3 protein-coding genes and 1 pseudogene are annotated in these 16,927 nt (G+C 56.8%); all 4 read left to right on the top strand.

The genetic code is table 11. The features are described from left to right. Window positions 1-2,074: Ig-like domain-containing protein (locus tag M5J09_RS12985; protein WP_257158146.1), on the top strand; the 2,074-nt coding region annotated here is incomplete at its 5' end. Between the two features lie 541 nt (window positions 2,075-2,615). Continuing rightward, a complete protein-coding gene (locus M5J09_RS12980) occupies window positions 2,616-13,619 on the top strand; it encodes an Ig-like domain-containing protein (protein WP_257158145.1) in 11,004 nt (3,667 codons plus the stop codon). A 127-nt stretch (window positions 13,620-13,746) separates the two neighbouring features. Then, the gene (purT, locus tag M5J09_RS12975; RefSeq protein ID WP_257158144.1) at window positions 13,747-15,096 is read left to right on the top strand and encodes a formate-dependent phosphoribosylglycinamide formyltransferase; all 1,350 of its coding nucleotides are present in this window, start codon (window positions 13,747-13,749) and stop codon (window positions 15,094-15,096) included. A 670-nt stretch (window positions 15,097-15,766) separates the two neighbouring features. Further along, window positions 15,767-16,927, top strand: a pseudogene (locus M5J09_RS12970) (adhesin); the annotation flags it as partial.

Raw genomic sequence — 16,927 nt, 5'->3', positions numbered from 1 at the left:
TGGTGACGAGGTCACCGGTTCTAAGAACGACGGTAAGCCGACGGACCCGAATGACGCGGAGTCCAAGCCGGCTGTTCCGGCTGAGGAGCCGAAGGACTCCGATAACGACGGTCTGACCGACGATAAGGAGAAGGAGCTCGGTACCGATCCGAATAAGGCCGACACTGATGAGGACGGCATTAACGACGGTGACGAGGTCAATGGCTCGAAGAACCCGTTCGATAAGGACGGCAAGAAGGTCGAGGACGGTAAGCCGGGTGCTCCGACGGATCCGAAGGATGCTGACTCTGATGACGATGGCACCAATGATGGTGACGAGGTAACCGGTTCTAAGAACGACGGTAAGCCGACTGATCCGAATGATGCTGAGTCCAAGCCGGCTGTTCCGGCTGAGGAGCCGAAGGATTCTGATGGTGATGGCCTGACCGATGACAAGGAGAAGGAGCTTGGCACCGATCCGAATAAGGCTGATACCGATGATGACGGCATCAACGATGGTGATGAGGTAGACGGTTCTAAGAACCCGTTCGATAAGGACGGCAACAAGGTTGCTGACGGTGAGAACGGTGCGCCGACGGATCCGAAGGATGCTGACTCTGATGACGATGGCACCAATGATGGTGACGAGGTAACCGGTTCTAAGAACGACGGTAAGCCGACTGATCCGAATGATGCTGAGTCCAAGCCGGCTGTTCCGGCTGAGGAGCCGAAGGATTCTGATGGTGATGGCCTGACCGATGACAAGGAGAAGGAGCTTGGCACCGATCCGAATAAGGCTGACACCGATGGTGACGGCATCAACGATGGTGATGAGGTAGACGGTTCTAAGAACCCGTTCGATAAGGACGGCAAGAAGGTTGAGCCGGGCGAGAACGGTGCTCCGACGGATCCGAAGGATGCTGACTCTGATGACGATGGCACCAACGATGGTGCCGAGGTCAACAACAAGGATAAGGACGGCAACCCTGCTCCGACCGATCCGAATGATCCGAACTCCAAGCCGGCGGCGGATGACCAGAAGGATACTGATGGTGATGGCCTGCCTGATGATAAGGAGAAGGAGCTTGGCACCGATCCGAATAAGGCTGATACCGATGATGACGGCATCAACGATGGTGATGAGGTAGACGGTTCTGAGAACCCGTTCGATAAGGACGGCAACAAGGTTAAGCCGGGCGAGAACGGTGCTCCGACGGATCCGAAGAAGCCTGATACCGATGGTGATGGCACCAATGATGGTGACGAGGTCTCCGGTTCGAAGAACAACGGCAAGCCGACCGACCCGAATGATCCGAACTCCAAGCCGAATAAGCCCGGAAAGGGTAACAATTGGATAGGCGACATTGGTCCATCCTGGCCGATTGCTCCGTCCAAGCCGTCCACTCCGGAGAAGCCCTCTGAGGACGAAAAGCCTTCTGAGGATGTCCAGGTAACTAAGCCGACCATCGACGGGGTTGCCGAGGGTGACACCGAGGTTTCCGGTACTGGTGCGCCTGGTTCCGAGATCACCGTCGTTGTCGAGGGTGAAGACGGTACCAAGAAGTTCGATAAGACGGTCACCGTCGATGAGAATGGTAAGTGGTCCGTTGACCTTGATAAGCCGCTGGCTGAGGGCGATAAGATCACCGCTACCGATGCTGAGGGTAACAAGGCAGAGGTTACGGTTTCTGCCCAGGAGCCGGGCGAGCCGGGCGAGCCGGGCAAGGATGGATTGTCCTCCAACCTGTCTGAGCGTTGTGTCAACACTGGTTTGGGTATTGGTATCCCGCTGCTGTTCCTGATTCCGGTTGGTCTGGCTTCCCAGATGAACATTCCGGGTCTGTCGGACTTTATTGCTCCGATTAACAAGCAGATTCAGGATCTGAACACCCGTCTGCAGATGCAGACCAACACCTTCAATGGCCCGCTGGCTAAGCAGATGGCTGGTATTGATGCTCAGCTCAAGCGCTTTGGTGTCAACGCTAACCAGGCTGCTGGTGCTGTAGCGCTTATCTCCGCTGGTGCTCTGGCTATCGGCCTGCTGGCTGATGCCTGCGCACCGGGCGCTGATGAAGAGGGCTCTTCCTCCAACTAACTAAGAGGTTAGAGAGCGTGTTCTCTGAGCCGCTGGCCGCGTGCTGGCGGCCTAGAGTCCTAAGAGGTCTGGTTTAAGCGATAAGCCCACTGTTTTCACTCCCTGGAGGGGTGAGGATGGTGGGCTTTCGTGATCGGAGGGGGCGTCGGCAAGCGTGGCGTGGGCACGGTGACTGAGGGGCCCACACATGTAGTAGCGAGCTGCAAAGCGTAGTCTCTGCAGGAAAAATTTGCATGTGAAAAAGTCCACAGACTACGCGAACAATGTTGACGGTGTAAGTTTGTCCAGCTGGTGGGCCCACAATTAAAAATAGCTATACGTTGTTGATGTCAAAAACTTTGCAGCGTAAACCGGGGTATCTTCCTGCGACTTCGCTCAGTACTATCGGGGACGAACTGCTTGCTGACCGCCGGGTTTTCTGACCTCTTTCTGGTGGTAGAGGTGAGTCGCTCTCGGTGTGTAAGCCGACATGTCCTCTTGCACGTTCACGTAGTTCTAGCGTGTCCAACTCTTTCACGTCTCAAGGAAAGGACTTCTTGGTATGACTAAGAAGCATCTCAGGGTTACGTCCAGAGCCCGCCGCCGCGGAACGTCCTTCGCGGCCGCGGCCCTATCCGTAGCGCTTGTTGCCCCGTTCGTTCACCCGGTTGCCGCGCCGCAGTCCGCTGCCGTTGCCGCCGCTGCCGAAATTACAGATGCAGAGGGTAATTACATCCCGGCGGACACTGGCCGCGTTTTCGACAACGGTGTTGACGATGGCGTGCTCTATGTCGGCCTCGTTCCCGAGTTCACCGATGCACAGCAAAATAACCCGCAGTATGTCCTCAAGGTTCCGCATTTGAGGAAGGCGATTTGGAATGGCGGTAAGACCCCGAAGGGGGATACGGACGCGAACGGTCAGTTCATCCGGTTCCGTGATGGGGCCCTCTACTCCCAGATCGCTCGCATCGAGTTGGTTGGTATTAACGGCGACGCGCAGGGCTCGTTTACCAAGCGCGATCCGAAGGGCTCTGAGTGGGGCCTGAAGTTTGATGATTCGAGGAACTTCCCGGGTGCCTCTGGCGTGCCGTATGCTTCCTATATTCAGATCTTCTTGAAGGACGGCAAGAAGATTGAAGACCTTGGCCTTCCAGCAGAAGGTTCGCAGGTTGACTACTACTGGGTTCGCAGGGACGGTCGAATCTTCAACAACTCCGTGCAGCACGTCAACATCGTTGGCAAGAATCAGCTTGCACAAGTAGACGGAGTTCCTTCAAACACCTTCGAGGGCCCCGGAGAGGATGTGTACCACAACGGTATCTCCAAGCAGCTGAAGTACGACCAGGAGAGCGGGTCAATTAAGTCGACCACCACCGCCACGATGGCGGGCAGGAATTTCGGTGGCAACAGCTACTGGAACTGGATTCTCAACGAGAACATCAGCCCGGATGTAGCGAAGCACATTACCGACGTCACGGTTTACAAGTCTGACATGGAAGGCAATCCGCTTCAGGGGGCGAAGAAGTGGAAGATGGACTTCAACAAGGAGACAGGGCTCGCGACCACCGCTACGCGCCCTGAGCTGTCCTATCTCCCACACGAGCCCGGCATTGACGGGAAAACCAAGGACCAAGTGTGGTCCAATATGGACAACATCGTGGGTATCGCGGCTAACGCCACCGGTAGCTACACCATTGAGTACCAGCTCGAAGAAGGCGCTGAAAACCTCTCCAACTCTCCGTACAGCAAGCGTATTGACACCACGTCCTGGATCTCGGTGGACTTTACTGACAAATGGCCGAAGCTACTTCCCAATGCAGAGAAGCAAGACGGCGGCGCTAAGCCGAAGCTACTGAAGCAGACGCTCAAGTCTGATTACCTCAACATCGCGGATTCCGATGGCGATGGCCTGACGGATGATTACGAGCGCGACCTGGGTACTGATCCTTCGAAGGCCGACACTGATGGTGATGGCATTCGCGATGACGTTGAGGTTCTGACTGACAACACGGATCCGCTGGATCCCAAGTCCTTCAAGCCCGCTGCCCCGCAGCCGTCTGAGAAGACCGTCCTGCCTCAGCCGGAATTTTTGTCGGGCACGATTACGCGTGAGCAGGATAAGGACTCCCAGGGCAAGGACATCCCGCTGCTCGATGTCACTAACGCCGACGCCGCACCGGTCAAGATCGTGGCGGTTCCTACCGAGAAGTTGAAGGAAGACGCAGACGGCAATCTCACTTTCGATGCTGCTGATGCTGTCGACGTTGCCACGCTTGGTGACGTCGCCGCCATCCAAAAGGGCGAGTTCAAATCCGGCAAGCTTGAACTGCAAGACGGTACGGAGTACACCCTCGTTGCGGAGTCCCCGAATGGTGAGCGCACCAAGGGTGGCGCCTTCAAGGCGACCTCGGATGCCCCGACGGAAGCGACAGAGCCCCCGTCCATCGAGCCAGTGAAGGCCGATGACAGCAAGGTCACCGTGAAGGCTCCTGCTGGCAGCGAGGTGAAGGTCACCCTACCTTCCGGCACCGAAGTTACCGCAACTGAGGATCCGGACAACCCTGGCACCTTCACTGCAGATATTCCTGCGGGTGAAGAGCTCAAGGCTGACGATGAGATCACAGCTATTGCAACTGAGGCCGGTAAGAAGCCGTCTCAACCGGCAACCGCAACTGTCGCAGCTGCTGAAGCGCCGGAGCCGGAGACTCCTGAGGCCGACAAGACTTACGGTGTTGACTACCCAGCACTAGAGAACCTTGCCGTGGACGGCGAGAACGCCACTGCTACGGTTTCTCCTAAGCTGACCCTCAACGGTGAACCCGTGGATACCCTGCCTGCCGACGCCACTTTCGAGGCCGATACCTCCAATGCTCCTGAGGGCACGAAGGTCACCTTCGATGAGAATGGTGCTGCAACCATCACCGTTCCGAAGCAGGAGCCGGGTGCTCCAGCCAAGGTCTTTGAGCTGCCGGTCACCGCTACTATCGATGGCAAGGAATACACCGACACCATCGTTGTTCAGGTCCCGGCTGGCGACGAAAAGCCGGCTCCGAAGGACCTGGTAGTTGACAAGATCAGGGGCCAAGAGACTTGGTCCGATGAGGCCATTGACCCGATTCAGGTTTCTGCCAAGACCTCTGACGATGCGGAGCTGTCCAACCCCACGTACGAGCTCGTTGGTGCACCTGCAGGCATCTCCATCGATGAAAACGGCAAGATCACCGGTACTCCTGCTTATAACAAGGACACCGCTGACATTGTGACCGAGAACGGCAACGCTGTCTACAACGTCACCGTCAAGGTCACCGATGGTGACAGCACCGGTACCCAGACCTTCCCGCTCGTGGTCAAGGACGCCACCGCGGACTCCGATAAGGATGGTCTGACGGACAAGGAAGAAGCCGAGAAAGGTACTGATCCGAAGAAGGCCGACACCGATGGTGATGGCCTGAGCGATAAGGAAGAAGTCGACGGCTCCAAGAACAACGGCAAGACGACCGATCCGACTAATGCCGACAGCGACGGCGACGGTGTCAACGACGGCGACGAGGTCAACAACACGGACGCCGAGGGCAACCCTGCCCCCACCGATCCGAATGATGCGAATGATAAGCCGGCAGGTCCGAAGGTAGCTGTTGATGAGTCCTCCAAGACCCCGGTGGAGCCGACTGCCAATGAGCAGTCGACCGGTGTGAAGGTGGAGAACCCGACGGGTAAGACCACTGTCACCGCTAAGGATGAAGACGGTAAGGGTGTCCCGGCCAAGATTGACCCGGAGACCGGTGAAGTCCTCGTTACTCCTGGTGAGGGTGTTGATGGTCCGATTACCGTGACCATTGAGGATCCGTCTCTGGAGCAGCCTGTTACTACTGAGGTTGCGGTCAACGGTCACGAGAAGGGCCAGGATGACAACAACTCTGAGCCTGCGAAGGACTCTGATGGTGATGGTGTTTCCGATGAGCAGGAAGCCAAGGACGGTACTGATCCGAATAAGGCTGACTCTGATGGTGATGGCCTGACTGATGGTGAGGAGAAGGAGCACGGTACCGATCCGAAGAACGCTGATTCTGATGGTGATGGTGTCAACGATGGTGGCGAGGTCACGGATGGCACCGACCCGTTGAAGGCTGACTCCGATGGTGATGGCCTGAGCGATGGTGAGGAGAAGGAGAAGGGTACTGATCCTCTCAAGGCTGATACCGATGGTGACGGTCTAACTGATAAGGAAGAGATCGACGGTTCCAAGAACGGTAAGTACGGCAATGAGCCGACGGATCCAGCGAAGGCTGATTCTGATGAGGATGGTCTGACTGACCGTACTGAGATTGAGATCGGTACCAACCCGAACGTGGCGGATACCGACGACGACGGCACCAACGACGGTGACGAGGTCAAGGCCGGCACCAACCCGACCGTGAAGGATGAGACTCCTGAGGAGCCTGCCAAGGACTCCGATGGCGATGGTGTTACCGATGAGCAGGAAGCAGCTGACGGTACTGATCCGAACAAGGCCGATTCCGATGGCGATGGCTTGAGCGACGGTGAGGAGAAGGAGCGCGGTACCGATCCGACCAAGGCTGACTCTGATGGCGACGGTGTCGATGACGCCCAGGAGATTGAGGACGGCACCGACCCGCTGAAGGCTGACTCTGATGATGATGGCCTGAATGACGGGGAGGAAAAGGAGAAGGGTACTGATCCTCTTAAGGCTGATACTGATGGTGATGGTCTGAGTGATAAGGAAGAGCTCGACGGTTCTAAGAACACTAAGTACGACAACAAGCCGACGGATCCGACTAAGGCGGATTCCGATGGTGATGGTCTGACTGACCGTACTGAGATTGAGATCGGTACCAACCCGAACGTGGCGGATACCGACGGCGACGGCACCAACGACGGTGACGAGGTCAAGGCTGGTACTAATCCGACTGTGAAGGATGAGACTCCGGAGGAGCCTGCCAAGGATTCTGATGGTGATGGTGTTTCCGATGAGCAGGAGGAAGCTGACGGTACTGATCCGACTAAGGCCGATTCCGATGGTGATGGCCTGACTGATGGTGAGGAGAAGGAACACGGTACCGATCCGAATAAGGCTGATTCTGATGACGACGGAGTCGAGGATGGCCAGGAGGTCACCGATGGCACTGACCCGCTGAAGGCTGATACCGATAATGATGGCCTGAACGACGGTGAAGAAAAGGAACTTGGCTCTGATCCGACTAAGTCCGATTCTGATGGTGATGGCCTGAGCGACTCTGAGGAAAAGGAGAAGGGCACCGATCCGACTAAGGCTGACACTGATGGTGATGGTCTGAGTGATAAGGAAGAGCTCGACGGTTCTAAGAACACTAAGTACGACAACAAGCCGACGGATCCGACTAAGGCGGATTCCGATGGTGATGGTCTGACTGACCGTACTGAGATTGAGATCGGTACCAACCCGAACGTGGCCGATACTGACGGTGACGGCGTCAACGATGGTGATGAGGTCAAGGCCGGTACTAACCCGACTGCTAAGGACGAGGATGCGCCCGAGGAGCCGAAGGTCTCCATTGATGGTGCTGATAAGCCGAACACCGTTGAGCCGACTGATGATGAGCAGTCGATTGGTGTGAAGGTGGAGAATCCGACGGGTAAGACCACTGTGACCGCTAAGGACGAAGATGGTAAGGGTGTTCCGGCCAAGATTGACCCGGCAACCGGTGAGATTGTTGTAACCCCGGGTGAGGGTGTTGATGGCCCGATTACCGTAACCGTTGAGGACCCGTCTCTAGATGAGCCAGTAACGGTTGAGGTACCGGTCAATGGCCACGAGAAGGGCCAGGATGACAACAACTCCGAACCTGCGAAGGACTCTGACAACGACGGCGTTACGGATGAGCAAGAGGAAGCTGACGGCACCGACCCGGACAAGGCTGACTCCGATGGTGATGGCCTGTCTGACGGTGAGGAAAAGAAGCGTGGTACCGATCCGACGAAGGCCGATTCTGATGACGATGGTATTAACGATGGTGATGAGGTTGCCGATGGCACCGATCCGCTGAAGGCTGACACCGATGGTGATGGTCTGAGCGACGGCGAAGAGAAGGAGAAGGGTACTGATCCTCTCAAGGTTGACACCGATGGTGATGGCCTGAGTGATAAGCAGGAGCTAGATGGTTCCGAGAACGGTAAGTACAACAACGAGCCGACAGATCCGTCGAAGGCTGACTCTGATGAGGATGGTCTGACTGACCGCACTGAGATTGAAATCGGTACCAACCCGAATGAGGCCGACACCGACGGTGACGGCGTCACCGACGGTGCCGAGGTCAAGGCCGGCACTAACCCGACCGTGAAGGAGGAGACTCCTGAAGAGCCTGCCAAGGATTCCGATGGTGATGGCGTCACTGACGAGCAGGAAGCTGCCGACGGCACCGACCCGAACAAGGCTGACTCCGACGGCGATGGCCTGACTGACGGTGAGGAGAAGGATCTCGGTACTGACTCGACGAAGGCGGATTCTGATGACGATGGCGTCAACGATGGTGATGAGGTCAAGAATGGCACCGATCCGCTGAAGTCTGATTCTGATGGTGACGGCCTGAGCGACGGCGAGGAGAAGGATAAGGGTACTGATCCCCTCAAGGCCGATACCGATGGCGATGGTCTGTCGGATAAGGAAGAGCTGGATGGTTCCGAGAACGGTAAGTACAACAACGAGCCGACGGATCCGCTGAAGGCGGATTCTGATGGTGATGGGCTGACGGATCGTACTGAGATTGAAATTGGTACTAACCCGAATGTGGCCGATACCGACGGTGACGGCGTCAACGATGGTGACGAGGTCAAGGCCGGCACCAACCCCACTGTGAAGGAGGAGACTCCTGAAGAGCCTGCCAAGGACTCTGATGGTGACGGTGTCTCCGATGAGCAGGAAGCTGCTGACGGTACTGACCCGAACAAGGCTGATTCTGATGGTGATGGCCTGACTGATGGTGAGGAGAAGGAGCACGGTACCGATCCGTCGAAGGCTGATTCTGACGGTGATGGTGTCAACGATGGTGATGAGGTTGCCGATGGCACCGATCCGCTGAAGGCTGACTCTGATGACGATGGCCTGAGCGACGGTGAAGAAAAGGAGCTTGGCTCTGATCCGACCAAGGCTGACACCGATGGCGATGGCTTGACCGACGCCGAGGAAAAGGAAAAGGGTACCGACCCGACCAAGGTCGATACCGATGGTGATGGCCTTTCCGATAAGGAAGAGCTGGACGGTTCGAAGAACACTGAGTACGGCAATGAGCCGACGGACCCGGCGAAGGCTGACTCCGATGACGACGGTCTGACGGACCGTACTGAGATTGAGATCGGCACCAACCCGAACGTCGCTGACACCGATGGTGACGGCACCAATGATGGTGATGAAGTCAAGGCCGGCACCAACCCGACTGCCGAGCAGCCAAAGGTCTCCGTCGAGGGAGCTGACAAGCCAAGCACCGTTAACCCGACGGACGACGAGCAGTCGACCGGCGTAAAGGTGGAGAACCCGACTGGTAAAACCACGGTGACCGCCAAGGATGAAGATGGCAAGGGCGTTCCGGCCAAGATTGATCCAGAAACCGGCGAGATTCTTGTTACTCCGGGCGAAGGTGTCGATGGTCCGATTACCGTGACCGTCGAGGATCCCTCTTTGGATGAACCGGTAAAGGCTGAGGTTCCAGTTGACGGCCATGAGAAGGGCAAGGACGACAACAACTCCGAGAGCACCGGCGGCACCCCAACCGACCCGACCGATCCAACTGACCCATCTTCTTCTGAGAAGGATTCCGATGGTGATGGTGTCTCCGACGAGCAAGAGGCTGAGGACGGTACTGATCCGAATAAGGCTGACTCCGATGACGATGGCCTGAAGGATGGTGAGGAGAAGGAGCACGGTACCGACCCAACTAAGGCTGACACTGATGGCGACGGTGTCAACGATGGTGACGAGGTCAAGAACGGCACCGATCCGAACAAGGCTGATTCCGATGGTGACGGCCTGACGGATGGTGAGGAAAAGGAAAAGGGCACCGATCCGACTAAGCCGGATACCGATGGTGACGGCCTGAGTGATAAGGAAGAGCTGGACGGTTCTAAGAACGGCAAGTACAACAACGAGCCGACGGATCCGACCAAGCGCGATTCCGATGGTGATGGTCTGTCTGATGGTACTGAGATTGAGATCGGCACCAACCCGAACGTCGCCGATACTGACGGTGACGGCGTCAACGATGGTGACGAAGTTAAGGCTGGTACCAACCCGACCGTCAAGGATGAAGAAGATTCTTCTCAGAAGGATTCTGATGATGATGGTGTTTCCGATGAGCAGGAAGCCAAGGACGGTACTGATCCGAACAAGGCTGATTCCGATGGTGACGGCCTGACTGACGGTGAAGAAAAGGAGCACGGCACCGACCCAACTAAGGCTGACACTGATGGCGACGGTGTCAACGATGGTGACGAGGTCAAGAACGGCACCGATCCGAACAAGGCTGATTCCGATGGTGACGGCCTGACGGATGGTGAGGAAAAGGAAAAGGGCACCGATCCGACTAAGCCGGATACCGATGGTGACGGCCTGAGTGATAAGGAAGAGCTGGACGGTTCTAAGAACGGCAAGTACAACAACGAGCCGACGGATCCGACCAAGCGCGATTCCGATGGTGATGGTCTGTCTGATGGTACTGAGATTGAGATCGGCACCAACCCGAACGTCGCCGATACTGACGGTGACGGCGTCAACGATGGTGATGAAGTCAAGAACGGTACCAACCCGACCGCTAAGGACGAGGATGCCGCCGAGGACCCGAAGGTCTCCGTTGATGGTGCTGATAACCCGAATACCGTCGAGCCGACTGATGATGAGCAGTCGACTGGTGTGAAGGTGGAGAACCCGACGGGTAAGACCACGGTGACCGCCAAGGATGAGGACGGTAAGGGTGTTCCTGCCAAGATTGATCCGGAGACCGGAGAGATTGTTGTTACGCCGGGTGACAATGTTGATGGTCCGATTACCGTGACCGTTGAGGATCCGTCCCTGGATGAGCCGGTAACGGTTGAGGTTCCGGTTGATGGTCATGAGAAGGGCCAGGACGATAACGGTTCCGAGAATGCTGGCGGCACCCCAACCGACCCATCTGATGAGCCTGCCAAGGACTCCGACAACGATGGTGTTTCCGATGAGCAGGAGGATAAGGACGGTACTGATCCGAACAAGGCCGATTCCGATGGTGATGGCTTGACTGATGGTGAGGAGAAGGAGCACGGTACTGATCCGACCAAGGCTGATTCTGACGACGACGGCGTCAACGATGGTGATGAGGTCAAGAATGGCACCGACCCGAAGAACGCTGACTCCGATGGTGACGGCCTGACTGACGGTGAGGAAAAGGAAAAGGGTACTGATCCTCTCAAGGCTGATACCGATGGTGATGGTCTGACCGATAAGCAGGAGCTGGACGGTTCCGAGAACGGTAAGTACGACAATGAGCCGACGGATCCGAAGGAGGCTGACTCTGATGAGGATGGTCTGACGGATCGTACTGAGATTGAGATCGGTACCAACCCGAATGAGGCCGACACCGACGGTGACGGCGTCAACGATGGTGACGAACTCAAGGCCGGCACGAACCCGACCGTGAAGGATGAGACCCCTGAAGAGCCTGCCAAGGACTCTGATGGTGACGGTGTCACCGATGAGCAGGAGGATAAGGACGGTACTGATCCGACCAAGGCTGACTCTGATGGTGATGGCCTCAGTGACGGTGAGGAGAAGGAGCACGGTACCGATCCGAACAAGGCCGATTCTGACGACGACGGCGTCAACGATGGTGACGAGGTCAAGAATGGCACCGACCCGAAGAACGCTGACTCCGATGGTGATGGCCTGACTGACGGTGAGGAGAAGGAGAAGGGTACTGATCCTCTCAAGGCTGATACCGACGGTGATGGCCTGAGCGATAAGCAGGAGCTGGACGGTTCCGAGAACGGTAAGTACGACAATGAGCCGACGGATCCGAAGGAGGCTGACTCTGATGAGGATGGTCTGACTGACCGTACTGAGATTGAGATCGGTACCAACCCGAATGAGGCTGATACTGATGGTGACGGCGTCAACGATGGTGACGAACTCAAGGCCGGCACCAACCCGACGGTCAAGGACAAGCCTGCTGATGAGCCCGGTGCCGGCGAAGGCACAGGTGAAGGCGAAGGCACTGGCAACGGTGGGGACACTGGCGCTGGTGAGGAGACCGTGAAGCCGTCTGTTGACCCAGTTAACGAAGGTGACACGGAGATCTCCGGTGAGGCTGCGCCGGGTACGGATGTCACGGTCACGGTGAAGGACCCCGAAGGCAATACCAAGTCCGAGGACACTGCCACGACTGATGACGACGGTAAGTGGTCCGTCACGCCGGATAAGGGCGTGGAAGAGGGCGACAAGGTCACCGTTGAGGATGAGAAGGGTAACTCTGAGACCATCACGGTTGGTTCCCCGTCTGATGATGATGGTGAGAATGGTGCAGAAACCATCAAGCCTTCCATCAACACCGTCACCGAAGGCGACAAGAAGATCTCCGGTACCGGTAAACCTGGTTCCACGCTGACGGTTACTGTCACTGATGCCAAGGGCAAGGAGACTGAGAAGACCGTCACCGTCGGTAAGGACGGTACCTGGAGCGTTAAGCCTGGGGTTGACCTGAAGAAGGGTGACAAGGTCACAGTTTCCGATGAGTCCGGTAACGAGCAAAGCGTCGTTGTCCTGGGGGCTGAAGCACCTGAGGACAACGGCAATGGTGACGGACGCCCGACGAAGCCGATGAACCCGAGTCTTCCATGGGGTCCGTCTTGGCCGATTGCTCCGTCCAAGCCGACCACCCCGGAGAAGCCTTCTGAGGGCGAAGGCACTGAGTCCCACGTCCTCGACGTCGAACCGGTGAAGGAAGGTGACTCCACGGTCAAGGGCACTGCTACGCCGGAGACTGTTGTCACTGTCACCATCACTGATAAGGACGGCAAGGAAAAGCTCAAGGATGAGAACGTTGCCGTCGATAAGAATGGCAAGTGGAGCCTTGACCCGAAGGTGGACATCGCTACGGGTGATAAGGTCACTGTGACGGATTACGAGGGTGAGGAGGACTCCGAGGTTGCGACCCCGAAGGAATCCACGACCCCGGACTCCCCGGCACCTAAGCCGGATGTGGAATTCGGCTCCTCCGAGCGCTGCATTGAGACCGGCTTGGGTGTTGGTCTGCCGCTGCTGTTCCTCATCCCGGTTGGTTTGGCTTCCCAGCTGGCTATCCCGGGTCTGAAGGACTTCATTGCGCCGATTAACAAGCAGATCGCTGACATCAACGCACGTCTGCAGATGCAGGCAGGTGTGTTCAACGGTCCGCTGGCGGACCAGATGGCTGGCATCAATACTCAGCTCAAGCGCTTCGGCGTTAGCGCTGGCTCGGTAGCGCTGGTTGCCGCTGGTGCACTGGCTATTGGCCTGCTGGCTGATGCCTGCGCACCGGGTGCTTCTGAGGAAGGTTCCTCTAAGTAAGTACCGCGTGTGAACCACACCCCCTTTCCCCACTGCCATCTTTCGGCGGTGAGGGAAAGGGGGTGTGGGGATCATTGGGGGGACGTCGCCAAGCAGCATGGCACCAAATGTGTGCGATAATTCGAGAATGACTACCGCAGGCGATATCGCAGGCCACATTGGAACTCCGCTGACAGGAAGTGCCACCAAGGTACTCCTTCTTGGGGCGGGTGAGCTGGGAAAGCAGCTGGTGGTGGCCTTTCAGAACCTAGGGTTGGAAGTTCACGCCGTGGACCGCTATGCAGGAGCGCCCGCCCAGCAGCTCGCGCACTTTAGCTATATCGCGGACATCCAAGACCCAGCCAAGGTGTGGGAATTGGCACAGCGCATCCACCCAGACTACGTAGTCCCCGAGGTGGAGACCGTGAATGTGGAGGTGCTCGCGCGCATCGAGGAGGAGATGAACTCCACCGTCGTCCCCTCTGCACGTGCGTGCGAGCTTACGCAGTCCCGGGAGAGCGTGCGTGGCGTGGCGGACAGCATCGGCCTGCCCGTAACGGCGTACCGTTTCGCAGAATCCCCTGAGGAGCTCTCGGAGGCGGTAGGGGAGTTGGGGCTGCCGTGCATAGTGAAACCAGATATTACGACCTCCGGTAAGGGGCACGTGTTGCTCAAGCATGCGGAGGACGTGGAGGAAGCGTGGGGCATGGTGCGCCACGTGTCTCCGGAGCGCAAGCGCGTGGTGGTGGAACGTTTCGTGAACTTTGATTATGAGGTTACGCTCCTGGCTGTGCGCTCCATTGACCCGGCTACTAGCAAGATGGCCACGTGGTTTAGTGAACCTATTGGCCACCATCATGAGAATGGTGACCTTGTAGAATCCTGGCAACCCATGGCCATGAGTGAAGATGCGCTGGCGAATGCGCGTTCCGTGGCTGCGCGTATCTCCAACGAGCTGGGTGGGCGCGGTGTCTACGGCGTGGAGCTCTTTGTGGCCGGCGATGACGTCTACTTCTCTTCGGTATCCCCGCGTCCACTGGATACGGCGATGCTGACGGGGTACACGCAGCGTTTCTCCGAGTTTGAGCTGCACGTTCGCGCGATGTTGGGATTCCCCATTGATGTGACGTTGGTCAGCCCTGGTGCTGCGGTCATTCTGCACGCCGACGCTGAGCTTGACGACGTCTCCTTTACCGGCCTCGACGCCGCCCTCTCCTACGAGGAGACTGACGTGCGCCTCTTCGGCAAGCCCGGTGCCTATGCCGGCCGCCGCATGGGCATGGTGGCCACGACGGCCGAGGACGTTGAGACTGCTCGCGACAGGGCCGCTTTGGCGGCGGCTAAGATCACTGTGGGCCCAACTCCCGGTGAGCACGGCGAAGGCTCCTCCCTGCATGTTGAGCCTAGTGAAGCCCCCGTCTCCGATATAGAGGTTCTTGAGGTTGCTGAGCCGGTTATCGACGTTGATCCAAAGCTCACCCGCTCAGCGGATGACTAGCCCAACGGGGGTATAAGTTTGGCCAATGGGGGTAAAGCCTGAGTGCAGAGTCGGGACTGTGTACTTATTTTTCGGCGGTTGCGCGTTCGGCGCAGCCGCCTTGTGTTTGCCTTGGGCCCCGCTGGTGGGGCAATGAGCGAATATATAGGAACGCATGTTCGGTGAAACATTGACGCTTCAACCACTTCCATAAGAACGGCTTACTGGTAGGCATCTCCATTTATTGGAATGCATACTATGGCATGGCTCGCAAATTGTGGATGAGCGAACATATTAATCCCTGCTGAAGCTAAAAATTTACAGTTAGGAATTAAACCGGAAAAATCCTTTTAAACTTAGAAAACTCTCAACGTTACACATACGGGCGCCGTTCATGAAGTTCGAACATGTAGGCGATTTTAGGTCCATATAGGTGTTACCAACTGGATCTAGCTGCGGAAATGCCATGTTGAAAGCGGTATAGGTGAGGGTTATAGAGCAATGATCTTTCTTGCAGTGACCTGAGGACGGTGATACTCTGCTGAGTGGACTGTAAGAGTTGATCGAGAGTCTGCGGGAATTTCTTCTGGTCAGAGTGGAAATTTCACGTCAAGAATTCAGATAGTCGCAGCGGCCATCCGGCACTGTGCAGAAAAAATTGTAAGTAGTTGCAACATCCGAAGAGGAAACGATGAGTAGATTGAGAAACATCTCCAGAGAGGGGTGGATGGTCTTTACCGCGGTACTCGCTGCCATTGCGGTAATTGCGGCCATGGTCGCCGTTCCCTGGGGAAAGGCGCAGGCTGAAGAGTCCTCGCCAACCGATTTTGTGCCCAATGTGGATTTGGGCTCAGAGCATGACAAGGGCGGCCTAGGCATATCGATGGACTGGGGAAACCTGGTTTGGGCTGGTAAGCCGGCTACAGATGCGGAAACTGGTAACGCCTCGCGTCAGGGTTCACCGCAGAATGATGCCGGTTGGGGACTTTGTATCGATCCTGGTATGAATCCCCCGATGAATAACACCTATCGCTATGAGCGCTCGATGGCTGCCAAGCTTGAGATTGATGATCCTTATCGAGATGCGGCCATTTCCCTGGCTTCTAAGCTTGAGCGTGCTTACAAGAGTGGCGATACGGAATTTGAGAGAGACAATTGGGTCTATCTCACCGTATTGATTGGTCACCCCATTAGTGCTCAAAACGCGGCCCGTGCAGTCCTTGGGGAAACTGGCGGCGACTATACGGATCTTTACGAGTTTGCAGACTTCAAGGGAAGCCATGAGGAATTCACGAAGGCTACCGGCTTCCGGATTGTGGATGTCAATGGGCCTGTGCTTGAGCGCGATCCCTCTGTAGAGATCGAAAAGCAAGACCCCTCCTATTACATTACGGTCGTCGGTCCGAACGGTGATCCGAATGGCTTGCCGCGCGGTCAGCGTATTATCCCCGTCGATCAGCCGGGACTGCCTGACGGTGGCGACAACCCAGGCGATGAAGAGGAAGAGACTCCGTCGAGTCCGACTACGACTCCGACGGGAAGCACTGAGACGGCGACCACGTCTCCTGCAACGGAGACGACGTCTGACGAGACTCCTGCTTCTGAGACGTCTGACGAGACTCCTAGCTCCTCGACGACCGATGAAACCGATGTACCTACTCCTACTCCGGGCACTGATGTGACTCCGGAGCCGACGCCATCGAGCTCTGAGCGGCCTGAGCCGCGTAAACCGTCGATTAAGACTGAGGCTAAGTTTGCTGAGGGTTCGACTCGTGTTGTTAATGGTGCGGTTGTTACTGACACTGTGACCTATGAGGGTCTGGTTGATGGTAAGAATTACCACCTGGATGCG

It is taken from the genome of Corynebacterium sp. BF-R-2, assembly GCF_024586525.1.
Classification (GTDB): domain Bacteria; phylum Actinomycetota; class Actinomycetes; order Mycobacteriales; family Mycobacteriaceae; genus Corynebacterium; species Corynebacterium singulare.
This window is presented reverse-complemented; position numbering and strand designations above follow the sequence as displayed.

Coding starts and splice junctions, on each gene's coding strand:
- purT (WP_257158144.1), top strand. CDS start 13,747: ATGACTACCGCAGGCGATATCGCAGGCCACATTGGAACTCCGCTGACA.
- M5J09_RS12980 (WP_257158145.1), top strand. CDS start 2,616: ATGACTAAGAAGCATCTCAGGGTTACGTCCAGAGCCCGCCGCCGCGGA.